At 63.5% G+C, this 19,144-nt stretch carries 25 protein-coding genes; 18 read left to right on the forward strand and 7 right to left on the reverse strand.

Annotated features, from left to right (window positions below):
• Positions 1 to 955: 955 nt before the first annotated feature.
• On the forward strand, positions 956 to 2,068 hold the full coding sequence (locus EWH12_RS19630; protein WP_008832586.1) for a replication initiator protein A: 1,113 nt from the start codon (positions 956 to 958) through the stop codon (positions 2,066 to 2,068).
• Positions 2,069 to 2,145: 77 nt separating this feature from the next.
• Here the strand turns inward: EWH12_RS19630 and EWH12_RS19635 are convergent, their stop codons facing one another.
• The 4 genes from EWH12_RS19635 to EWH12_RS19650 form a co-directional block, all read right to left on the reverse strand.
• Positions 2,146 to 2,640: an NUDIX domain-containing protein gene (locus EWH12_RS19635; protein ID WP_165363666.1), complete on the reverse strand. Its 495-nt coding sequence runs from the start codon at positions 2,638 to 2,640 to the stop codon at positions 2,146 to 2,148.
• Between the two features lie 103 nt (positions 2,641 to 2,743).
• Complete coding sequence (locus EWH12_RS19640; RefSeq protein ID WP_037521343.1) at positions 2,744 to 3,061, reverse strand: ribbon-helix-helix domain-containing protein; 318 nt, start codon at positions 3,059 to 3,061, stop codon at positions 2,744 to 2,746.
• A complete protein-coding gene (gene parA / locus EWH12_RS19645; protein ID WP_129927565.1) occupies positions 3,058 to 3,711 on the reverse strand; it encodes a ParA family partition ATPase in 654 nt (217 codons plus the stop codon). The genes EWH12_RS19640 and parA overlap by 4 nt, the downstream gene beginning before the upstream one ends.
• A 126-nt stretch (positions 3,712 to 3,837) precedes the next feature.
• On the reverse strand, positions 3,838 to 4,479 hold the full coding sequence (locus EWH12_RS19650) for a SprT-like domain-containing protein (protein WP_008831324.1): 642 nt from the start codon (positions 4,477 to 4,479) through the stop codon (positions 3,838 to 3,840).
• Between the two features lie 414 nt (positions 4,480 to 4,893).
• Between EWH12_RS19650 and EWH12_RS19660 the strand changes: the two genes are divergently transcribed.
• Genes EWH12_RS19660 through EWH12_RS19680 form a run of 5 tightly spaced genes read left to right on the forward strand, consistent with a single transcriptional unit; the run spans position 4,894 to position 6,352 of the window.
• On the forward strand, positions 4,894 to 5,175 hold the full coding sequence (locus tag EWH12_RS19660; RefSeq protein WP_007685985.1) for a type II toxin-antitoxin system RelB/DinJ family antitoxin: 282 nt from the start codon (positions 4,894 to 4,896) through the stop codon (positions 5,173 to 5,175).
• Positions 5,144 to 5,464, forward strand: coding sequence for a type II toxin-antitoxin system YafQ family toxin (locus EWH12_RS19665; RefSeq protein ID WP_007685988.1), 321 nt, complete (start codon positions 5,144 to 5,146; stop codon positions 5,462 to 5,464). The genes EWH12_RS19660 and EWH12_RS19665 overlap by 32 nt, the downstream gene beginning before the upstream one ends.
• Before the next feature lie 35 nt (positions 5,465 to 5,499).
• Positions 5,500 to 5,919: a helix-turn-helix domain-containing protein gene (locus tag EWH12_RS19670; protein ID WP_007685989.1), complete on the forward strand. Its 420-nt coding sequence runs from the start codon at positions 5,500 to 5,502 to the stop codon at positions 5,917 to 5,919.
• Positions 5,920 to 5,970: 51 nt separating this feature from the next.
• Positions 5,971 to 6,132: a helix-turn-helix domain-containing protein gene (locus EWH12_RS19675; protein ID WP_015449421.1), complete on the forward strand. Its 162-nt coding sequence runs from the start codon at positions 5,971 to 5,973 to the stop codon at positions 6,130 to 6,132.
• Between the two features lie 13 nt (positions 6,133 to 6,145).
• Positions 6,146 to 6,352, forward strand: a complete 207-nt coding sequence (locus tag EWH12_RS19680; protein WP_008831325.1) for a hypothetical protein — start codon at positions 6,146 to 6,148, stop codon at positions 6,350 to 6,352.
• Here EWH12_RS19680 and EWH12_RS19685 read toward each other — a convergent pair.
• Positions 6,324 to 6,551, reverse strand: a complete 228-nt coding sequence (locus EWH12_RS19685) for a hypothetical protein (protein ID WP_008831326.1) — start codon at positions 6,549 to 6,551, stop codon at positions 6,324 to 6,326. The genes EWH12_RS19680 and EWH12_RS19685 overlap by 29 nt on opposite strands.
• Before the next feature lie 146 nt (positions 6,552 to 6,697).
• Here EWH12_RS19685 and EWH12_RS19690 point away from each other — a divergent pair, with 146 nt between their 5' ends.
• From EWH12_RS19690 to EWH12_RS19700, 3 genes are read left to right on the forward strand one after another with little or no spacing between them, the layout of a single operon-like run.
• Positions 6,698 to 6,916: a DUF4160 domain-containing protein gene (locus tag EWH12_RS19690; RefSeq protein ID WP_008831327.1), complete on the forward strand. Its 219-nt coding sequence runs from the start codon at positions 6,698 to 6,700 to the stop codon at positions 6,914 to 6,916.
• Entirely contained in the window at positions 6,913 to 7,365 is a 453-nt protein-coding gene (locus EWH12_RS19695) for a DUF2442 domain-containing protein (RefSeq protein WP_008831328.1), read from the forward strand. Before EWH12_RS19690 ends, EWH12_RS19695 begins: the two co-directional genes overlap by 4 nt.
• Positions 7,366 to 7,371: 6 nt before the next feature.
• The gene (locus tag EWH12_RS19700; RefSeq protein WP_008831329.1) at positions 7,372 to 7,992 is read left to right on the forward strand and encodes a histidine phosphatase family protein; all 621 of its coding nucleotides are present in this window, start codon (positions 7,372 to 7,374) and stop codon (positions 7,990 to 7,992) included.
• Here the strand turns inward: EWH12_RS19700 and EWH12_RS19705 are convergent.
• Both EWH12_RS19705 and EWH12_RS19710 read right to left on the reverse strand, forming a co-directional pair.
• Positions 7,989 to 8,957, reverse strand: coding sequence for a tyrosine-type recombinase/integrase (locus tag EWH12_RS19705; RefSeq protein WP_008831330.1), 969 nt, complete (start codon positions 8,955 to 8,957; stop codon positions 7,989 to 7,991). The genes EWH12_RS19700 and EWH12_RS19705 overlap by 4 nt on opposite strands.
• A complete protein-coding gene (locus EWH12_RS19710; protein WP_008831331.1) occupies positions 8,954 to 9,349 on the reverse strand; it encodes a hypothetical protein in 396 nt (131 codons plus the stop codon). Before EWH12_RS19710 ends, EWH12_RS19705 begins: the two co-directional genes overlap by 4 nt.
• Positions 9,350 to 9,728: 379 nt before the next feature.
• Here EWH12_RS19710 and EWH12_RS19715 point away from each other — a divergent pair, with 379 nt between their 5' ends.
• From EWH12_RS19715 to EWH12_RS19755, 9 genes are all read left to right on the forward strand, one after another.
• Positions 9,729 to 11,831 (forward strand): TonB-dependent receptor, encoded by a 2,103-nt coding sequence (locus EWH12_RS19715; protein WP_242496136.1) that lies wholly within the window; start codon positions 9,729 to 9,731, stop codon positions 11,829 to 11,831.
• 583 nt (positions 11,832 to 12,414) lie between these two features.
• Positions 12,415 to 12,699, forward strand: coding sequence for a hypothetical protein (locus EWH12_RS19720; RefSeq protein ID WP_043150728.1), 285 nt, complete (start codon positions 12,415 to 12,417; stop codon positions 12,697 to 12,699).
• Positions 12,700 to 12,719: 20 nt separating this feature from the next.
• Positions 12,720 to 13,139, forward strand: a complete 420-nt coding sequence (locus EWH12_RS19725) for a periplasmic heavy metal sensor (RefSeq protein WP_129927567.1) — start codon at positions 12,720 to 12,722, stop codon at positions 13,137 to 13,139.
• Positions 13,136 to 13,708: an RNA polymerase sigma factor gene (locus EWH12_RS19730; RefSeq protein WP_129927568.1), complete on the forward strand. Its 573-nt coding sequence runs from the start codon at positions 13,136 to 13,138 to the stop codon at positions 13,706 to 13,708. Before EWH12_RS19725 ends, EWH12_RS19730 begins: the two co-directional genes overlap by 4 nt.
• A 92-nt stretch (positions 13,709 to 13,800) precedes the next feature.
• Positions 13,801 to 15,807 carry a copper resistance system multicopper oxidase gene (locus EWH12_RS19735; RefSeq protein WP_129927569.1) on the forward strand — a complete coding sequence of 669 codons (2,007 nt, stop codon included), beginning with the start codon at positions 13,801 to 13,803 and terminating at the stop codon, positions 15,805 to 15,807.
• Complete coding sequence (locus EWH12_RS19740) at positions 15,797 to 17,095, forward strand: copper resistance protein B (RefSeq protein ID WP_066486608.1); 1,299 nt, start codon at positions 15,797 to 15,799, stop codon at positions 17,093 to 17,095. The genes EWH12_RS19735 and EWH12_RS19740 overlap by 11 nt, the downstream gene beginning before the upstream one ends.
• A 47-nt stretch (positions 17,096 to 17,142) precedes the next feature.
• A complete protein-coding gene (locus tag EWH12_RS19745; RefSeq protein ID WP_129927571.1) occupies positions 17,143 to 17,526 on the forward strand; it encodes a DUF305 domain-containing protein in 384 nt (127 codons plus the stop codon).
• A 60-nt stretch (positions 17,527 to 17,586) separates the two neighbouring features.
• The gene (locus EWH12_RS19750; RefSeq protein WP_129927570.1) at positions 17,587 to 18,036 is read left to right on the forward strand and encodes a DUF411 domain-containing protein; all 450 of its coding nucleotides are present in this window, start codon (positions 17,587 to 17,589) and stop codon (positions 18,034 to 18,036) included.
• 86 nt (positions 18,037 to 18,122) lie between these two features.
• Positions 18,123 to 18,914 (forward strand): DUF2231 domain-containing protein, encoded by a 792-nt coding sequence (locus tag EWH12_RS19755; RefSeq protein ID WP_231725740.1) that lies wholly within the window; start codon positions 18,123 to 18,125, stop codon positions 18,912 to 18,914.
• Positions 18,915 to 19,144: the final 230 nt, after the last annotated feature.

Raw genomic sequence — 19,144 nt, forward strand, 5'->3', positions numbered from 1 at the left:
ATTGCTCCATGGAAGCCGATATCTACGAGGTCGGTGGTCAGCAACGGTCCTGGTAGAATCAATCAAGCGTTCAGTGTTCGTTCTTCAACCTGGCCAAAATCGCAGCTTCGGGCCGACTGGGCCTATGTGGTAGGCGGCCTGCTTGGTGTCGGCGCGGGGATAATCGGGTGGCGGATATTCAACGGTCGATGGGTGCTCGCCCATCCGATCCGGCGGGGCGGCGTTTAAACGGATCTCGCGCCGAAAAATCGGCCCGTCCTGGGAAGTCCGTAGAGCGCCATAGGCGGTTCCAACACCGGGGGTCTGTCCGAGAGCCAGAATGGCGCTGGGCGGCCCGGAAATCGCGCCTGTGGGGACGTTTCCGCCTTCCCTGTCCTCTCGATCGGAGCGCCACCTATCCGCTTGGCTTTTCTGGAAAGCCATTTGCAACGGTGGGTCTTGGCGGTGAGCGGGCGGCAGGGGCGCTATGGGTGCGGCATATCCCAAACAAACAAAAGCGTGCCGGCGTAGCCGGCTCATCATGGGGATGCCGGGTGGGAGGATCGCTTTAGCGATCCGGGGCGGCCGAAGGCCGCGAGCCGGCGGGGGCGAAGCCCCCAAGAGGCGGCGCTTTTCTTCCTTCGGCATTGGCGGACAGCACAACGGCCCGAAGTTATCCACAGCGCCGCCTAGTGTTAAAATATGGGTTTAGTGATGTGTTACGGGAATCGGCGACGCTCGGAAACACGCGGAAGTCCTCGGTTTTTTGGGCCAAATTTGCCGTGGGGTGAATCCGCTCTGACGAAAAGGCGAATCCAGAGTGACGAAAAGGCGAATCCACTATGACGATAGCACCTGGCCTGCCTTGCCCCCCTCTCAAGCGTAATCGAAATGACGATAGCGCGGCAGTGAATCTGAAATGACGATAATCCGCTTGCGTATGTGAAATGACGATAGTAGCTCTGGCGTTAGTGAAATGACGATAGACCCCTCCCCTTCCCTGTTTGACGCGCCGATCGCCGCGCTGGCCTCCGCCGTGGACGGCGACGATCGCACGCCGCTGCTGCCGGTGCGCCACCCCAACCAGGACTTGTTCATCTGCGACGTGCTGGACGCCATCCCCAAGGATGACATGGCCTCGATGGAGCATCCGGTGTTTTCGCTCTCGACCAAGCCGGACAACCGGACGCGGCGCTACGAGCATAACGGCAACGTCATCGAGATTATCCCCTCGGGCAAGGGGCTGGCGACGATCCACGACAAGGACATATTGATCTACTGCATTTCGCAGCTCGTCGCGAAGATGAACCAGGGCGAGCAACCTAGCCGCACGGTGCGCCTGCAAGCCTATGACATGCTCGTCGCCACCAACCGGCAAACCAGCGGCGAAGGCTATCGGCTGATGGCCGACGCCCTCACCCGCCTGCGCGGGACCACGGTGCGGACCAACATTCAAACAGGCGGCGTCGAGGAAACGCGGATTTTCGGCCTGATCGAAGAAGCCAAGATCACCCGCAAGACGTTCGACGGGCGAATGCTCGATCTCGAAATCACCTTGTCGGATTGGGTCTATCGCTCGGTTATCAGCAAGAACGTCCTGACGCTCCACCGGGACTATTTCCGGCTCCGCAAGCCGTTCGAGCGGCGCATGTATGAGCTGGCCCGCAAGCATTGCGGCGTGAAGGACGAATGGAAGATCGGCCTAGAGCTGCTACAGAAGAAATGCGGCTCGAACAGCCCTCTCCGGGTGTTCCGGGCGTTAGTCAAGAAGGTCTGCGAGCATGACGCGGACCACGGCCATTTCCCCGATTATGCGGTGACGATGGATGATGACGTGATCCTGTTCCGCAACCGCTCGGGCCTCAAGTCCAAGCCCGATCCGGTCGCCAGCGCCGGCGACGATGCGCCCTATATCGACCCGGAAACCATGCACGACGCCAAGACGGCCGCGCCGGGGTATGACGTTTACGCGCTTTATGACGAATGGGTGTCGTGGTGGCACGACATGGGCAAGCCCGAACTGAAAAGTCCCCGCGCCGCCTTTCTCGGCTTCTGCAAAAAGCGGCACGAACGCAAGCCGCTGCGCTGATACCGCTCCCTGCTGTCAAGCGTTCATGCCCACATGCAAACATCAGTGAAAGAGCGTCGGCAGCTTGGACGATCTGATCATAGAAGCTGAAACATTCCGGTCTGGATATACTGCTGATACGCCGCAACGCATCTCATCTCCTGCTCTACACGGCTGTCGGTGGGAATCTCCTCGATGTCCCCTACGAACCTTAAATCTACCGCCTCGCCATCTATTGCGACAGGAGTTCCTACCCAGTCGTGGACTGCCGCTAGAATGGAAAAATTCTGGATGCGGTGCCCGTTAGGATAAACGTGCGTTTCACTTCCCGGCTCAGAAGCGATGCCATAAATGATGGAACTGGCTATGTGCAGGCCTGTTTCCTCTTGCACCTCGCGCTCAATCATATGCGCCGCGCTTTCTCCAAGTTCCATGCTGCCGCTCGGCAAACCCCACAAACCAGTGTCCGCACGTCGCATAACAAGAAAGGCGTCAGTCTTGTCGAAGATCAGCGCACGAAAGCCAGGTACAATCAGTGTGCGGCTTCCCACCAAAGGCCGCAGTTGTCCAATGTAGCTGTCTTCAAAACGCATGATTTCACTCTGTCCGCTACAAGCCATCAAAGAGCCAGACCTCAACGGCATCAAGTCATCGCCTACAAAGTAAACATGCCCGCATGTTTGCATGTGAACATGCTCACTTACCTACAGGGCTTTCCCCCATTTTGCGCAGCCAGTCGTTGAACGCCTCGGCCATCGCGTCTTGCAGGCTCATGCCGTGCTTGCGCGCGGTCATGTGCATGGCGAAGGACATTTCCGGGCTGAAATAGCCCGTCATCGCCTTCTTGCCCTGACGGCTCGGCGCGACCGGGCTGCTGCTCGATACGTTGCCGGTGCCTGCGCCGGTGCTGCGGGCGATCGGCGCGGCCGCCCTCCCCTCCGGTTCGGCCGTCGCCGGCGCTGGCGCGGGATCGCGATCCCGCAATGCAAGCAATGATCCTTTCCGGCTGCTCATGCGCTGGCCCTCCGCTTCCTAGATGCTTGCATGTTTACATGCTGGCATGTCCACTTGTAAAGCTGGCGCACCTCGTCGGCCGCTTTGCCGTTCGGCTCGATCTCCATCGCGGTCTTGCCCTCGGCCGCCGCATGGCGGAAGGCGGCACGATCGGCGATATGGTGGGGGCAGGCGTCCAGCCCATAATCCTGCACGAGCTGCGCGGCCTCGTCATACATGCGCGGCGCGGTCGGACTTCCCGCCGTGAAGATCACGAAAGCGGGCTTGCCGCGCATCTTCACAAGGCTGGCGGTCGTCTTGATCGCCGCCAAATCGAACGCGCTGGGGCGGCAAGGGATCAACACTAGGTCGGCCGCCTCGACGGCGGCGCTGGCGGCGCTGTCGGCGTGGGGCGGGGTGTCGATTACGATGAACGCCGCGCCCTGGCCCGTCGCCTGCTCGATCTTGGCGGCAAGGCGAGGGGGCGCGCTGTCGATCACGACCGGGGGCGCATCCTGTCGCCATGCCGCCCACTGGCTCGCCGTCGCCTGCGGGTCGACGTCGATCACAAGGGCGGTATGCCCGGAATCCTCGGCGGCGGCGGCCAGGTGCAAGGCGAGGGTGGTTTTCCCCGCGCCGCCCTTCTGGCTGATGATCGCGATTGTTGGCATGTGAATATCCTTACATGATCGCATGTTTGCATGTGGTCATACTGGCTTGCTCCGGTTGCGTCAACGAAACCCCGAACTGGCGCGCAGCGTCAATGAAACCCCGAATTGCGGGGAGGGGAGGGCGGTCTAGCCGTCGTCGCCGCCCTCATCCTCGCTGCCGTCGTCCAGCGGCTCATGCTCCATGCGGCCGTGATCCTCGATCGGGCAAAGCGGCGCTCCGGCCAGCTCAAGCCATTTGCGCGCGGTCCTCACGGTATAGCCGCACGTCGCGCACTCGCATTTGAGCATCCGGGTTTTCTGCTTCTTCGGCGCGGTCGACTCCCCATCGGTGTCGAGACGGGCATGGGGGAGGGGGCCAACGGCGTCCAAGATCGGCGCGACGGCCGCAAGAAACGCCTCGCCGGGGGTGGTGGCGCGCATCGGCCCGACGAGCCCCAGCCCCAGCGCGATCCGTTTAAACGCTTTCCCATGCCCTGCCGGGATGCCGACGGCGGCATGGACCAGCTCATGCGCGAGGATGGCCGCGATCTGCGCCGGCATGGCGTCAGGCGCGTGCGCGAGGTCGGGCCGGATGAAGATTTCAAAATGCCCGTCCGCGCTCAGCCGGTTATCCCAGCACTCGCCGATCGCCTTGCCCTTCCGGCCCGAGCTGGTGAAGCCGATCGCCACGCGGATACGCGCGGGCAGGGGAGCGTCCAACGCCGCGAACAAGGGGGCCATGCCCGCCGCCACCCGATTGAGCCAGCTTTCCCGGTTGTCCTGTTCCATACCTTCTACTCCCTTCAAATCGCCCTGCGGGGCGATGGCTGCGGCCATCGCTCCCGAGTTCGCGCGGAGCAGCCGGCGAGAGAGGGGGGCAGCGGGAATCTGCGGGAGTGGTGCGGGCGGGCGCTTCGCGCCAACCCGGTCCCGCTGATTGCCGTTGCTGGGGAGAGGCGGCCGGGACCGCCTTTCCCCATGCGAACGAACATCATGCCGGCGCACGCCGGCACCATGCCCGAGATCCGCTTGCGATCTCGGCCCCGCCATGTGGGTCGTCACCTTCGGCCAAGACCGCTTGCGGGCTTGGGGAGCGAAGCGAGTAGAGCCACGGTGCCGCGCAGCGGCAGGCGCAGTCTCCTCGCCTAGATTGAAATTGTTGCTCAAATGAGCTACATCGTTCGTCTGACTAGGGAGATTCCAATGGCTGCTACCGCGTTCGTGCGTGCGCGCATCGACGAAACATTGAAGGATGAAGCCGCCGCCGTCCTAGCCGAGCTGGGGCTGACGGTTTCCGATGTGGTCCGCATGACGCTTACGCGGGTCGCCAAGGACCATGCCTTGCCGTTCGAGCTGAAGGTGCCCAACGCCGAGACGCGCGCCGCGATCGAATCGTCCCGCGCGACCATGAAGGCGCGTCGTGCGCGCTTCACCGATCCCAAGGAACTGTTCGATGCCCTCGACCAAGAAGCCCGCCAGCAGTAAGCGGGCTTCGTTCCCAAGAGAGGCATCCTACGAAAAGCGGTTCGTCAAGGATTGGGAGCGGCTGTCGCGCAGCGGCCGCTACAACATGAACCAGCTCAAGGAAGCGATGATGCTGCTCATCGCCAACGATGCGCCGCTTGGCCCGGAATGGCTGGACCACGCCCTCAAGGGCGATTGGAGCGATCATCGCGAGTGCCATATCGGCGGCGATTTCCTGCTGATCTACACGATTGAGGGCAATCTGGTGAACTTCGTGCGCGCGGGAACCCATTCGGAACTGTTCGAGTAATCGGCTCGACGGCCGAACGTTTGGAAGGCAGGGCAATGAACGCCGACGACATGAAGGTCGAAACCTTCGCCTGCGTCTTTGACGCAATCGCCGACACGCCGGAGGAGGCGACGGAGTTGAGGACGCGCGCGGACCTGATGCGGGGCATCACCGCGCGGGTGAAGTCGTGGGACGTGCCGCTGGGCGAGGCCGCCAAGCGGCTCGGGCTGACGCCGCCCCGCCTCAACGACCTCCTGCGCGGGAAGTTTAACAGATTCTCGCTGGATGACCTGATGACCGCCGCGACGGCGGCGGGCATCGCGCCGCCGGCACCGCGCAAAAGCTCGTGGGATGACCTGCGCGGGATAGTGAAGGGCAACGGCGCGCGGTTCACGATCGAGGAAATCAACGACGCCATCGCCGAAGCCGGCGCAGCAGCCGGCATGGCCGGGATGAACGACCATGACGGGGACTGATCGAAACGGCGAAATCCTTTATCCACCGATGGAGGCGGCCGAAATCCGGCGGTGCGCCAGGAGAGCGGTTTGAGCCAGGCCGGGTTTGCGCGCTTGCTGTGGGCGCACAAGCGCACGGTCCAGCGCTGGGAGGCCGGCACGATGCGGCCGACTGGCGCGGCGCTCGCCTTGCTGACGCTGGTGAAGCGGCGCGGCATCCAGATTCTCACCTAGAAGGATTGATAGAATGGCCGGCCATCGCCCCTTTTCCGATCTTATGAAAGATTGGAGTCCCGAGCGCCGCGCGCGTAATGAGGCCCATAAGGCGAAGTTGGAGGCCGAGTTGATGGGCCGCGCTGCTACGCGCGATGCGATCGAAGAACTGGAAGCTGGCAAGGGCGTGCGCTTCACCAGCGTTGAGGCGCTTATGTCTGATCTCCATGATGACGATTGATCGACCCGAAACGGCGGCCGAGTTTTTCGCGCGGCGCTCCAAAGGTCGTGCGGTGGGTGATCTCGACCGCATTCTCGACAAGGTGCCTGATCGGCCGCCGGAACCCGGCGACGAATTGAAGGCTGGACGCCCGATCGCCTACATCGCCGGTAATCGGCGAGGGTGCCGCGAGATCCGCGCACGCGATCTCGCCCGCCATGTGGGCCGGAACCTTGGGCCAGGACCGCTTGCGGGCTTGGGGAGCGCAACGAGTAGGGCCACGGTGCCAGCGCCAGGCGCTTAGATCATTTTGGCTATCAGCCTTGCACTAGTGCAACCTTTGCACTACATTGAAGCATGGTCACGATGTTTCGCGGTCCCCGCTGGAAAATTGCCGTCTATGGCCGCGATCATGGCGTGCCGCATTTCCACATCGAAGGCCCGGATTTCCGCTGCTCGGTGGCGATTGCATCGTTTGACGTGATCGTGGGCACCGTGTCGGCGGCGGTCTTGAAGGACGCATTGGAATGGGCGCGGCCTAATCAGGCTTTGCTCATGCAGACGTGGCAGGAGTTGAACGGATGAACATCACCGACAAGGCCCGCACCATTACCGCCGTGCGCGCGACCGGGCCGTCATCGCTGCATCTGTCCTGGTCGGAAGGGACGGCGGCTGATCTCGATCTTGGCGCGGTCCTCGCCGATCGCGCCTTTGCCGCGCTGCGCGATCCGGGCGAGTTCGCCAAGGTCGAAGTGGGCGATTGGGGTCATAGCCTGGCCTGGCCTTCGGGTGCGGAGCTGGGCGCGGACATGCTGTGGCTCGAAACGCTGTCGGCAACCGGGCATGGCGATGTGCGCGCCTTCCTCGAATGGCGGCTGCGCCATGCGCTGTCGCTGTCGAAGGCGGCCGATGCGCTTGGCGTCTCGCGCCGCATGGTCGCCTACTACTCCAACGGCGAAAAGAAGGTGCCGAAACCAATCTTGCTGGCGTGCCGGGGCTGGGAAGCCAGCAATGGGCTATACCGGGCCGCCTAACCGGACATGAGAGCGATCTTCATCCGCCACGGCGAAAACACCGGCAACGCCGGCGTGCCCTGCCACGATCTCGCGACGATCGCGCTGACGGAGCGCGGCCACGAACAGGCGCGCGCGGTCGCGGCGAGCTGGACGCAAGCGCCCGCGCTCATCGTCACCTCGCCCTATACCCGCACCCGGCAGACGGCCGCGCCGACGATCGCGCGCTTTCCAGGCGTGCCGGTGGAAGTGTGGCCGATCGAAGAGTTCACCTATTTGCAACCTGCGCGCTGGAACGGCACGCGCAGCGCCGAACGGATGCCGCACCTAGAACGCTATTGGCGCGAGGCCGATCCTGACTACTGCGACGGGGAAGGGGCGGAGAGTTTCAGCACCCTGTTACGGCGCTGCGAGGCGGCGCTAACGCGCCTCGCCGCCATGCCTGCGGGATCGCTGGCCTATGTGTTCGGGCATGGGCAGTTCATCCAGGCCGCGCGCGCGATCGTCGCCGACGCCCATCTGGACGATCGGGCCAAGATGCGCGCTTTCTGGCGCAAGGGCGAGCCGCCCGCGATCGGCAACGCGCAGCGGGTAGGGTTTCATTGGCAGGGCGACCGCTGGACCTGCGCGCCCGCGCTCGCCGCCTAGATCAACACGCGCTCCACCTCGTCCAGCGTCACGTCATCGGGGCGGCGGTCATAGAGCTGGGTGGTGCGCGTCGAGCTATGGTTCGCCATCGTCGCGGCCGTCTCCAACGTGCCGCCATTCTTCAAATAGGTGGTGATCCCGGTCGCGCGGAAACTGTGGTTGCCGATCGCCGTCCCGATCCCGGCCGCCGCCGCGCGCCGGCGCACCATCGCGAAGGCGTTGGCTTGGGGCAGGGGGGTATCGCTTAGTCGCTTAGTGCTGCGCGCGATCGTGCGGAATAGCGGCCCCTTGCGGTCCTCGCGCAGCTCGCAACCGTCGATATAGGCGGTTAGATAATCCTCTAGATTGTGGTGGCAGGGCATTTCATGGCGCTTGCCGCCTTTCTCATGCAGGCGGACCCATAGCCGCCGATTCTGCATGAACACGTCCTCGACCCGCATCGCCAGCGCCGCGCCGATCCGCGCGAAGCTATAGACCATGAGACCGATCAGCGCGCGGTCGCGCAGGCCCGCATGGGTGGTCACGTCGATGCTGTCGAGCAACCGCCGCGCCTCGTCGGGGGCCAGTACCGGCGTCTTGCCGCGCCGCTGGCTATGCGCCGGCCCGCGCACCGATCCGGCCGGGTTCGCCGGCACGGCATGACCCGTCACCAGCCAGTCGAACAGGTGGCGCACGCCGGCGAGCTGCTGCTTGACGCTGGGGGCGGCCAGCTCGCGCCCCAGCGCCTCGACCCAGGCCGCGACATGAAGCGGCTGCACCTGGGCGAGCGAGGCGACGCCGCGCGCCTCGCACCAGGCCAGGAAGTCGCCGGCCGCCCGCGCATAGGCGCGGCGTGTATGCGGATTGCGGATGGTGACGGCGAAGAACTCAAGGAATCGAAGCTGCGCGCGCTCGTCGGCCGCCGCGATCAGCGCCGGCAACGCCAGCGCGGGCGCGGGCGCGGGGAGGGGGGCGAGCTGGTTCATCGCGCGATCTTCTCCCATCGCGCCGGCGCGGGACGCGGCGCGGCCATCTTGCGGCGCAGCTCGTCGAACACCTCGTCGGCGTCGCGGACGCGGCCAGCCTCCGCGTCCTCAAGGCCGCGCTTTATCGACCCGTCCAATATCCGGCGTAGCAGCTCGTCGCGTAAATCGTGGTGCGGCTCCATGTCGATGAAGTTCTTGACGATCGCGAACACCGCCTCGGAAGGATCGGCGAACATGCCGCGCTCGATCCGCTCCAACAGCCAGTCGGCCTGATCGCCGGTAAGATACGCCTCGAAGCGCAAGCCGCCCGCGCGGGCCTGCTCGCGCAGCGCCTTGGCCTGGTCGCGCTCGGCATAGTTGTCGGCGAAAGCCGTGTCCTCGTCCTGGTCCATATCGCTCCCTTTCGGCGGTGGATCTCGGGACCGTTTAAACGGCTCCATCGGATCGCCATGAGTGTGTGATAAAGGACATTATCACATATAGAGGCGCGACGCTAGCGAAACGACCACCGCAGGCGCCGAGATCCCGAACTCGCCCCCTAATCTGGTGAGCGACGGCAGGGCTTGCTCACCGATCTGGCGGCACACCGTTCGGGCGTCTCCAACTTAGGGGGTCGATGCGCACCATTACCTTCATCACGCACTTTCAAGTCAGACATCGGCTATTGCGAAGCAGTTGCATATATCATAGGGCGGCGCACAGATTGAGAACGATTCGCAAGGGGGTAAAATGAAAAAAAGTACATTAAGCGGCGCGTTAGGCCTTGGATTAATGGCCGTGCCCGCAACGGCCCAGGACCAGCCAGCTCCCCCGGCTACGGACGCACGCCAAACAATCATCGTCACCGGCGTCCGGGACGGCTACCAGGTCGATGCGACCAGCACCGCCACCCGCACTCCGACCAGTCTCAAGGACGTTCCACAGGCGGCATCGATCATCACCGAGGCGCAGATTGACGATCAAGCTATGCGCTCGATCGCCGACGTGCTTCGCTATGTCCCCGGCGCGGTGATATCTCAGGGTGAGGGTCACCGCGATCAGATCATTCTGCGCGGCAACAACAGCACCGCAGACTTCTTTGTCGATGGCCTGCGTGACGACGTGCAATATTACCGCGGCCTCTACAACGCAGAGCGGATCGAGGTCCTGAAAGGTCCCAACGCAATGATCTTCGGCCGCGGTGGTGGGGGTGGGATCGTCAACCGCGTCACCAAGCGCCCCGGTGCCAACGCCTTCATCAGTAGCAGCGGTTCGGCGGATACATATGGCGCATGGTATATCGACACCGACATCAACCAACCGATCAGCCAGTCCGCCTCGGCTCGACTGAACGCCGTCTATGAGGAGTTCAACAGCAACCGGGACTTCTACGACGGACGCCGGCTCGCGATCAATCCGACCTTTGCCGTATCGCTAGGCGGCACCACACGGATCGACCTGGGCTTCGAATACAACAATGACAAGCGCACGATCGATCGAGGCGTTCCCTCGGCTGCCCAAGGCTCTCTGACCAGCCCGTCACGCCCCCTTACCGGTTTTCGCGATACCTTTTTTGGTGTGCCGGGATTCAACGTCAGCGATTTCGAGGCTAAGGTCCTAAGCGGGCGCATCGAGCATCGGTTTAGCGACAACCTGACCGTAACCAGTCGCGTCCTCTACGGAGATTATGACAAGCTCTATCGAAACACTTTCGCGGTAACCCCGGCCACCCCGCGCGGCGCCGTCCAGAGCGTCGGCCTCGAGGCATATAGCGATCCCACGACGCGCAAGAACCTGCTCAACCAGAACGATCTCGTCTGGACCGTCACCACCGGCCCCGTCCGCCACGTGCTGCTCGCCGGCTTCGAATATGGCGATCAGCGCACGCGCAACCAGCGGATCAATGGCTTTTTCGGAAGTGGTGATATCGTCAATGGAGGGCGGCGCGTCTTTGTCGCGTTGGCTGACCGAATCACGGTGCCGCCAGTCACGCTGCGCACCACCGCCAACACCGGCTACCGGTCTATCCGGACAAATGCCGACGCCACGGCCTTCTATGTGCAGGACCAGATCTCGATCGGCGAACATGTCGATGTCATCGGCGGCGTTCGCCGCGACCGCTTCAAGCTCAGCATCGATGATCTCGTCGCCGGGCGGAGCTATAGCCGGACCGACACCCTCTGGTCTCCCCGCCTTGGGGTAGTGCTGAAGCCGGTGCAACCCGTCTCGATCTACGCCAGCTATAGCCGGTCCTTCCTGCCGCAATCGGGCGATCAGTTTTCATCGCTCGACATAACAACCGCCGCGCTGGAACCAGAGAAGTTCGACAATTACGAAGTCGGCCTCAAATGGGATGTTTCCCCAACGCTTAACCTGACCGCTGCCGTCTACCGGCTCGATCGCACCAACACCCGCGCGACCGACCCCAACGACGCCACGCGGACGGTGCTAACGGGCGCGCAGCGCAGCAAAGGGCTAGAGATCGGCCTCAGCGGCGCGATCACACCCCAATGGCAAATCAGCGCCGGCTACACGCTGCAGGACGCAAAAATCCGCAAGACAACGAGTGCGGCTCCTGCCGGCCGCGAGGTCCCGCTTGTGCCCAAGCAGCAGGCTTCGCTCTGGACCCGCTACGATTTCACCCCTCGCCTCGGGGCCGGGGCGGGTATCTACCACCAATCGAAAAGTTTCACCTCGGTCAGCAATGCCGCCGTCCTGCCTGCGTTCACCCGCGTCGATGCCGCCGCGTTCTTCAAGCTCACCCCCCACATCGAGGCGCAAATCAACGTCGAGAACCTCCTTAATAGCGGCTATTTTTCGTCCGCCTACAACGACAACAACATCATGCCCGGTGCGCCGACAACCGCGCGAGCGACGGTTAGAATGAGCTTTTAGACAAAGGCTTTTCCTTTGGTGCTGGATGCTTTCACCGTAGTTGTTCAGCACGCACTAAACCGCCTCCTCGGCGGGGGGGCAGACACAGACATGGCCCCTCCATTTCCTCCAGAAGACGATAGTGTCGATCTATCGCCGCTGCCCGTTCTTGGACCATTCCGCTTGCCGTCACCCAACTCCTGCGGACAGCGGAATGGTCATGTGCCGCTGCCCGGCTCACGAGCAATATCGGCGGCTTGTTGCCAATCGCGCTATCTGGTCGCGACAAACGTCGACATATGCACGGCCATGCCGTTGCCCACAGCCGCCACGCACACATTGTCGCCCCCTCGCTTGACCTGACGAACACCATGGTTGCCGCCCTAGCTGCGCTCGGCCTGCCAATAGAAGGTGAATCAGGAACTTGAAAACAGCGGGACGCGTGGATCGCCGGCCTGCGTGCGAGCTGTGAACGATTGGATGCAATGGAAGAGTGCGCCGCGGCGCTCGGGGGCGTTCCCGCTTAGTGACATTCGTTCACGTCGGATTCGAGGGGTGTTCGCCGGCCGTGCGTAAAGGATGTGAGCACGGCGGAGGAATGAACATGGATATGGATTTAGACAGCGCCTTGCGCCGCCTTGCCGAGCAGCCGCTTCATCCCCGGCTCGCTGAACTGGAAGGCGATGTCATGCGGTTGATCGCGGCGGAGCGGCGCGCCGGCGGCGGAGTGACACTGCGGACTGGCATGCTGGCAGCGGTAGGCGCGGTCGCCTTGGGAGTGGTGGGCGGCGGATTGTCGTCCGCAGCGGCGACTGCGCAGGTGCCGGCGCTGACACCTTTCGGGCCCGCCACGCCGCTAGCGCCTTCGACCTTGCTGGCGTTCCAGTGACGAGCAGCGCCCGGAGAACGATGCTGATCGCGGCCGTCGTGTTCTTGGCAGCGATCGCAGGCGTGTGGGCTGGGCGCGAGTTGTTCCCTTCCCCACCGAGCCCGGGCGTGGAACTTCATAGCTTGCTCCACGACGGGCTCGAGCTGGACGAAGCTCAACGGACCAAGCTCGAGACGCTGGAGTCACGCTTCGCCGTTCGAAGGCGTGCCTTGGAGCTTGAACTCAGGGCCGACAACGCCCGGCTCGCCGACGCCATTGAAGTCGAGCATGGCAATGGGCCGCAGGTCGCGGCGGCTGTCGATCGTTCGCACGGCACGATGGGCGAGCTCCAAAAGGAGACGTTGAACCATATGTTCGCGATGCGGCAGATCCTGCGGCCTGACCAGGCGAGGACGTTCGACCGCGCGGTGGTGAAGGCGCTGACCGCAGACGCGCGGTGAGTCTTGAACTTTCGGCCTGCACGGACGGCGAACTCGCCGCCTTGACGCTCGCTGGACGTCAGGCCGCCTTCGCCGAGATCATGCGCCGGCACCAGGAGCCAGTCTACCGCCTGATCCGTGCACATATCGGTGACGCTGAAGAGGCGCTTGACCTCACTCAGGAATGCTTCGCGTCCGCCTTTCAGAACCTGCCAAGATATGACGGAGATCGGCCGCTCGCTGCGTGGCTGGCCCGCGTGGCGATCAACAAGAGCCGCGACTGGCATCGGCGGCGGCGCATACGCCAGATATTATCGTTCGCTTCTTCGCTGCCGCCCGAGACGATGGAGAGTGAGCGGGACGAGGCGCCGGGTGCCGACGCCATCACCTTCGATCGCGCAGAGCTTGCGCGGCTTTCGCGCGCGGTGTCCGATCTGCCGGCCACGCTCAAGGAGACGCTTTTGCTGCGGACCGTGGAGGGCTTGTCCCAGGCGGAAACCGCCGCCGCGCTGGGGATCAGCGGAAAGGCCGTGGAGACGCGGCTCCGGCGTGCGCGTGAAAGATTATCGAAAATTCTCGACTTCGCGTGAGGGGATGAGCCTATTTGCGCGTAATGAAAGATAAGGTCGGCGGCCCCCCCCCCCCGCCGGCCGCAAGCATTGAACTGGAGCGAAGGAAAGGCATGAGCCGCAATCTAAACCGGCGCGACGTAATGCGCGGAACCGCCATGCTTGGCGGCACGCTGGCCATGTCGGCCTACCTGCCGGCTTGGGCGCAACCCGTGTCGCGCGGCATCGCCAAGCCGCTGCCGATCGTATCGGGCACGGAAATCGCCCTGACGATCGACCGGATGAAGCTGGTCATGGACGGGATCACGACGCCGGCAATCGGCGTCAACGGCACCGTGCCCGCACCGCTCGTCCGCCTCCAGGAGGGCCAGAACGTCCGTCTCGCAGTGACCAACAATCTCGACGAGGATAGCTCGATTCACTGGCACGGGCTCATTCTGCCGTTCCAAATGGACGGCGTGCCCGGCATCAGCTTCCCTGGCATCAAGGCGCGTTCGACCTTCGTATACGAATTCCCGATCTTGCAGTCGGGCACCTACTGGTATCACAGCCATTCGGGCGAACAGGAGCAGGCAGGGCTCTACGGACCCATCGTGATTGATCCGGCCGGTGCCGACCCGATCGCGTTCGACCGCGAGCATGTGATCGTCCTCTCCGACCATAGCGAAATGACGGGCGAGGAAATTTTCCGCAAGCTCAAGCAGATGGGCGGCGCCTATTTCAACTATCAGCGCCCGACGCTGAGCGGGCTGCTCGCCGGCCGCGAGATGCGCCTCAAGGATCGGATGGAATGGGGCAAGATGCGCATGGACCCGGCCGATATTGCGGATGTTACGGGGTCGACCTACACCTTCCTCGTCAATGGCTTTGGCCCTTACGACAACTGGACGGGCCTCTTCCGACCGGGCGAGCGGGTTCGGCTGCGCATCGTCAATGCTGCGGCGCAAACCAACTTCAACGTGCGCATCCCTGACTTGCCGATGACGGTGGTGCAGGCCGACGGCCAGAACGTCCGGCCGGTAACCGTGGACGAATTCCAGATCGGCGTCGCGGAAACCTTCGACGTGATCGTGACGCCCGAGGACCGCGCCTACAGCTTCGTTTCCGAGGCGATCGACCGATCCGGCATGGGGCGCGCGACACTGGCCCCGCGCGAGGGCATGATCGCCCCGGTCCCGCCGCTCCGCCCGCGCACGTTGCTGACCATGACCGACATGGGCATGGACATGAGCGGGATGGAGGGGATGTCCGGTATGGCGGACGAGAACCCGGTCGCAAAGCGCGGGCCGGATCCCACGTTGATGCAGAATGCCTCGCGCAACCTGTGGAAGCTCACCGGGTGGAAAGAGCCCACCGATCACGGAACGAAGGCGGTAGGCGCTGCGATGGCCGGCATGGCTGGGATGGGGGGCGACCAGATGAGCGGCGCTATGCCAGGGATGGACCATAGCCAAATGGCGGCGGGCGCTGCCGGGATGGCGGGCATGGACCATGGTCAGATGAGCAGCGGCGGCATGGCCGGGATGGATCATGGGTCAGGCGGCAGCATGGACATGAACATGCGCAACCCCAAGAACGCGCCCGGCGTCAAGATGGGGCCGGGAGTGCAGACCATCTCGCCGATGCCGAAGGACCGCACGGGCGAGCCGCCGCAGGGGCTGGAGGACGCGGATCATCGCGTGCTCACTTATCGCGATCTTGTCGCGCTCGACCGCAACCCGGACGTTCGCGCCCCGTCGCGTCAGTTGGAGATCCACCTGACGGGCAATATGGAGCGCTACATGTGGGGCTTTGACGGCCAGAAGATGAGCGACCCTGCCGACCCCATCCCGTTCCGCAAGGACGAGCGCGCGCGCGTCACCCTGGTCAATGACACGATGATGCCGCACCCAATTCATTTGCACGGCCACTTCTTCGAGCTGGTAACCGGACATGGCGACTTCGCGCCTCGCAAGCACACGGTGAATGTGGCGCCCGGCGGTAAGATGACATTCGACGTAACGGCCGATGCGCCCGGCGACTGGGCGTTCCACTGCCACAATCTTTATCACATGACCGCGGGGATGATGCGTGTCGTGACGGTTCGCCCGATGGGCGAGGAGAACCGCGATGCAGCCTAAGTTCCTCTTGATCGCCGGCGGCGCGGCGCTTGGCCTCGCAACGCCGGCGGCCGCGCAGATGGACCATTCCAACATGCCCGGCATGAAGATGCCGCCGCCAAAGGCGCCAGCGGTAAAAAAGCCTGCCGCCAAGAAGCCCTCAGCGACCAAGCCCGCCGTGCACAAGGAGTCCGCGAAGCCTGCCGCCAGGTCGACACCGCGCGCGAAGGCGGGATCGGGGGCCAAGCCTGCCGCAAGTCGGTCCGCCAAGCCTCCGGTCGGTGGACCGGCTGTTGCTGATCCTCACGCCGGTCATGACATGTCCGCCATGCCCGGTATGAATATGCCTGAAGCCAAACCTGATGCCAGTTCGGGGCACGACATGTCCGCGATGCCAGGTGCGTCCGGCGGCGCCAACCCCGCTGAGCCAGGTGCTATGCAAGGCATGGACCATGGATCGATGCCGGGAATGGGCCAAAGTTCGGGCGCGATGCAAGGCATGCCGGGACACGGCATGGGAAGCATGCCCTCAGCCACGGGCGCGGCGATGATCGGCACCAACCTTCAGGCCGGCACCGCTCCGCCGCCGCCCATCCCGACCGATCGGGCCGCGGACCAGGTCTACTCTGCCGCTGCTATGGCGCATTCGCAGCAGCATCTGCGGTCGATGCACGGCGGGCAGAATTTCTCCCAGGTCATATTCAATCTGGCTGAAGTCCAGATCCGGGACGGTCGCGATGGTTACCGGTGGGACGGCAGTGCCTGGTATGGGGGTGATATCAACCGGCTGGTGCTCAAGACCGAGGGCGAAGGGAATATCGGGGGAAGTCTGGAAGCGGCGGAGGTACAGGCGCTTTATTCGCGCGCCATTGGCCCATACACCGATATACAGCTTGGCGTCCGCTACGATTTCAAGCCCAACCCCTCGCGCGTCTATGCGTCGGTCGGCTTCGAAACGCTGGCACCCGGCTTCTTCGATGTCGAGGGCGCACTGTTCCTGTCCAACAAGGGCGACCTGCTGGGGCGCCTGGAAGGTTATTACGATCAGCGGATCACGCAGCGGCTGGTTCTTCAGCCACGCGCCGAACTCAACTTCGCCGCGCAGGACGTGCCGGAAATCGGCATCGGCTCAGGCCTTTCCACGGCCGAACTCGGTCTGCGTCTCCGCTACGAGATCAGGCGCGAGTTCGCGCCCTATGTGGGCATATCGTACGACCGCAGCTTCGGGGACACAGCCCGCTTCGCGCGCGCCGAAGGCCAGGGCGCGGCGTCGACCAGCCTCGTTCTGGGCATTCGCACATGGTTCTAAGGCCAACTAGTCTTGTTGCGTTGGCCAAGGCCAAGAAGGAGAAATCGATGTTCAAGGCAGTAACGCTTCTGGCTCTGGCGGCGATGGCAGCGAGCCCGGCTTTGGCTCAGCAGCAGATGCAAGGCATGGACCACTCGAAAATGCAGGGCATGAACCACGACAACATGCCTGGCATGAACACGCCCTTCATGCCCGCCGAGATGGCGATGCACGAGAAGATGATGAGGGCCAAAGGCGCCAATGCAAATGAGACGTGGGCCCGCAAGATGATCGAGCATCACCGCGGTGCGATTGCCATGTCGCAGATCGTTCTCCGCGAGGCGCCCGATGCGAAGACCCGGCAAATGGCTCAGAAGTCTATTGCCGAGCAAAACAAGAGCATCAGTGAACTCCAGGCGATGCTCCGGGCGATGGGCAAGTCTCCGCAGTGATAACCTTCGTTCCTTCCGTCCTCAATCAGGGGGCGGGAGGAATGACCAAGGAGTTTTTCCATGAAGACAGCTTTGCGATCCGCGCTTACTGCCGCAGCTTTTTTGGTTCCGGTTGCCGTCAGCGCGGCCACCCCGATCGTTATGCACCGCGACCCCGGATGCGGCTGTTGCGCCAAGTGGGCGGCGCAGGTGCAGCGGCAGCTCGGTCGCCAGGTGCGCGTCGTCGATGATCCGAGCCGCGCCGCGCTGCAGAAGCGCGCGGGAGTCCCAGCGGACGTCTCGTCCTGCCACACAGCAATCGCCGATGGCATGGCTTTCGAGGGCCACGTGCCGATTGCCGACGTGAAGCGAGCTCTGGCGACCCGGCCCGAGGGCGTACGGGGCCTCGCGGTCGGCGGTATGCCGCTCGGCTCGCCGGGAATGGAAGTGCCGGGCGTCAAGGCACAGGCCTATGACGTGGTCGCCTTCGGCCCCGGGGGGCGCCGCCTGTTCGCCCGCCACGGCAGCTGATCGGCGGTTTTTTCAGGCTGGGGCGGCAGACGCGGTCGCCGCAGCTGGTGTAGCTCCACGGCCCAGTTCGTCTTGAAGAGCGGGCGATGGGTTTCACGAAAGGATTTGGCCGGGTGAGGCAAACGGGCATTGATGAACACGAAACAAGGGGTTGGGTGATGCGCGGTAAACGAAGCGGAGCCTTCGCTTTGCTCCTTGCGGTTGCAATGTCAGTAAGCACATCGGCAGCGGCGCATGAAGATCACGATGCGCTCGGGGCCGGGCCAGGTGCTAACAGCGCAGTCGAGACTCAGAAAAAGGATGGAGCAGACGCTGGCGACGGCCACATGGGCATGGGCTCTATGTCGACCGTGGACATGAACATGGGCGGCCGCGACATCGCCGGCGACGACATGGACATGGGCGGCATGCACGAGGAGACCGCCAACAAGAACAAGAGTTTCGGTGAACGGCTTGTGAGCTGGCTGGGCCGGCTGCACACCATGGTCATTCATTTTCCCATCGCACTGTTCATCGGTGCGTTCGGGGTGGAGCTGTTCGGGTTGTGGCGCCGCAACCGCGACTATCAGCATGTCGCACATATAATGCTGGTGGTCGGCGCGCTGGGAGCGATCGCGGCGGCGTTTCTGGGTTGGTTCGCGGGCGGGTTCTACCTGACCGATCGCAACCCGATCCTGATGACGCATCGCTGGCTCGGGACCTTGATCGCGGTCTTCGGCGTCGCGCTGGCTTGGATGCCAGCGCGCCACCGTAAGGTTCCCGAGCGGTCGCGGACGTTGTACTGGGTGGTGCTTGGCCTGATGACGCTCGCTATCTCCATCCAGGGATTCCTTGGCGGAACCTTCATGCACGGCGGAATATACCACTTGGCATTCTGAACCGGTCCGGCTGTGCGCATAAAGCGGTCGTTTTCTGAACAGGCACGGCCGAGGGCGCGTCTTCACCGAGGACGCGCCCTTTGACTGATCAGCGGATCGACTGATACCAGCCTGCGCTGAGCCTGACTCACGTGGGGGATTCCCAAACTGACGAAATTCTGAATCAATGGCGGCCTGCATTTGGAGGGCGTGACCATGGGATCAGCGATCGGCTTGCGGGATGATTTTGA

Origin of the sequence: Sphingobium cupriresistens (assembly GCF_004152865.1) — a bacterium.
GTDB lineage: Bacteria > Pseudomonadota > Alphaproteobacteria > Sphingomonadales > Sphingomonadaceae > Sphingobium > Sphingobium cupriresistens.

Excerpts from the sequence above, each read along its gene's own strand:
- EWH12_RS19630 (WP_008832586.1), top strand. The coding sequence starts at position 956 with ATGACGATAGACCCCTCCCCTTCCCTGTTTGACGCGCCGATCGCCGCG.
- EWH12_RS19635 (WP_165363666.1), bottom strand. The coding sequence starts at position 2,640 with ATGCGTTTTGAAGACAGCTACATTGGACAACTGCGGCCTTTGGTGGGA.
- EWH12_RS19640 (WP_037521343.1), bottom strand. The coding sequence starts at position 3,061 with ATGAGCAGCCGGAAAGGATCATTGCTTGCATTGCGGGATCGCGATCCC.
- parA (WP_129927565.1), bottom strand. The coding sequence starts at position 3,711 with ATGCCAACAATCGCGATCATCAGCCAGAAGGGCGGCGCGGGGAAAACC.
- EWH12_RS19650 (WP_008831324.1), bottom strand. The coding sequence starts at position 4,479 with ATGGAACAGGACAACCGGGAAAGCTGGCTCAATCGGGTGGCGGCGGGC.
- EWH12_RS19660 (WP_007685985.1), top strand. The coding sequence starts at position 4,894 with ATGGCTGCTACCGCGTTCGTGCGTGCGCGCATCGACGAAACATTGAAG.
- EWH12_RS19665 (WP_007685988.1), top strand. The coding sequence starts at position 5,144 with ATGCCCTCGACCAAGAAGCCCGCCAGCAGTAAGCGGGCTTCGTTCCCA.
- EWH12_RS19670 (WP_007685989.1), top strand. The coding sequence starts at position 5,500 with ATGAACGCCGACGACATGAAGGTCGAAACCTTCGCCTGCGTCTTTGAC.
- EWH12_RS19680 (WP_008831325.1), top strand. The coding sequence starts at position 6,146 with ATGGCCGGCCATCGCCCCTTTTCCGATCTTATGAAAGATTGGAGTCCC.
- EWH12_RS19685 (WP_008831326.1), bottom strand. The coding sequence starts at position 6,551 with ATGGCGGGCGAGATCGCGTGCGCGGATCTCGCGGCACCCTCGCCGATT.
- EWH12_RS19690 (WP_008831327.1), top strand. The coding sequence starts at position 6,698 with ATGTTTCGCGGTCCCCGCTGGAAAATTGCCGTCTATGGCCGCGATCAT.
- EWH12_RS19695 (WP_008831328.1), top strand. The coding sequence starts at position 6,913 with ATGAACATCACCGACAAGGCCCGCACCATTACCGCCGTGCGCGCGACC.
- EWH12_RS19700 (WP_008831329.1), top strand. The coding sequence starts at position 7,372 with ATGAGAGCGATCTTCATCCGCCACGGCGAAAACACCGGCAACGCCGGC.
- EWH12_RS19705 (WP_008831330.1), bottom strand. The coding sequence starts at position 8,957 with ATGAACCAGCTCGCCCCCCTCCCCGCGCCCGCGCCCGCGCTGGCGTTG.
- EWH12_RS19710 (WP_008831331.1), bottom strand. The coding sequence starts at position 9,349 with ATGGACCAGGACGAGGACACGGCTTTCGCCGACAACTATGCCGAGCGC.
- EWH12_RS19715 (WP_242496136.1), top strand. The coding sequence starts at position 9,729 with ATGGCCGTGCCCGCAACGGCCCAGGACCAGCCAGCTCCCCCGGCTACG.
- EWH12_RS19720 (WP_043150728.1), top strand. The coding sequence starts at position 12,415 with ATGGATATGGATTTAGACAGCGCCTTGCGCCGCCTTGCCGAGCAGCCG.
- EWH12_RS19725 (WP_129927567.1), top strand. The coding sequence starts at position 12,720 with ATGCTGATCGCGGCCGTCGTGTTCTTGGCAGCGATCGCAGGCGTGTGG.
- EWH12_RS19735 (WP_129927569.1), top strand. The coding sequence starts at position 13,801 with ATGAGCCGCAATCTAAACCGGCGCGACGTAATGCGCGGAACCGCCATG.
- EWH12_RS19740 (WP_066486608.1), top strand. The coding sequence starts at position 15,797 with ATGCAGCCTAAGTTCCTCTTGATCGCCGGCGGCGCGGCGCTTGGCCTC.
- EWH12_RS19745 (WP_129927571.1), top strand. The coding sequence starts at position 17,143 with ATGTTCAAGGCAGTAACGCTTCTGGCTCTGGCGGCGATGGCAGCGAGC.
- EWH12_RS19750 (WP_129927570.1), top strand. The coding sequence starts at position 17,587 with ATGAAGACAGCTTTGCGATCCGCGCTTACTGCCGCAGCTTTTTTGGTT.
- EWH12_RS19755 (WP_231725740.1), top strand. The coding sequence starts at position 18,123 with ATGGGTTTCACGAAAGGATTTGGCCGGGTGAGGCAAACGGGCATTGAT.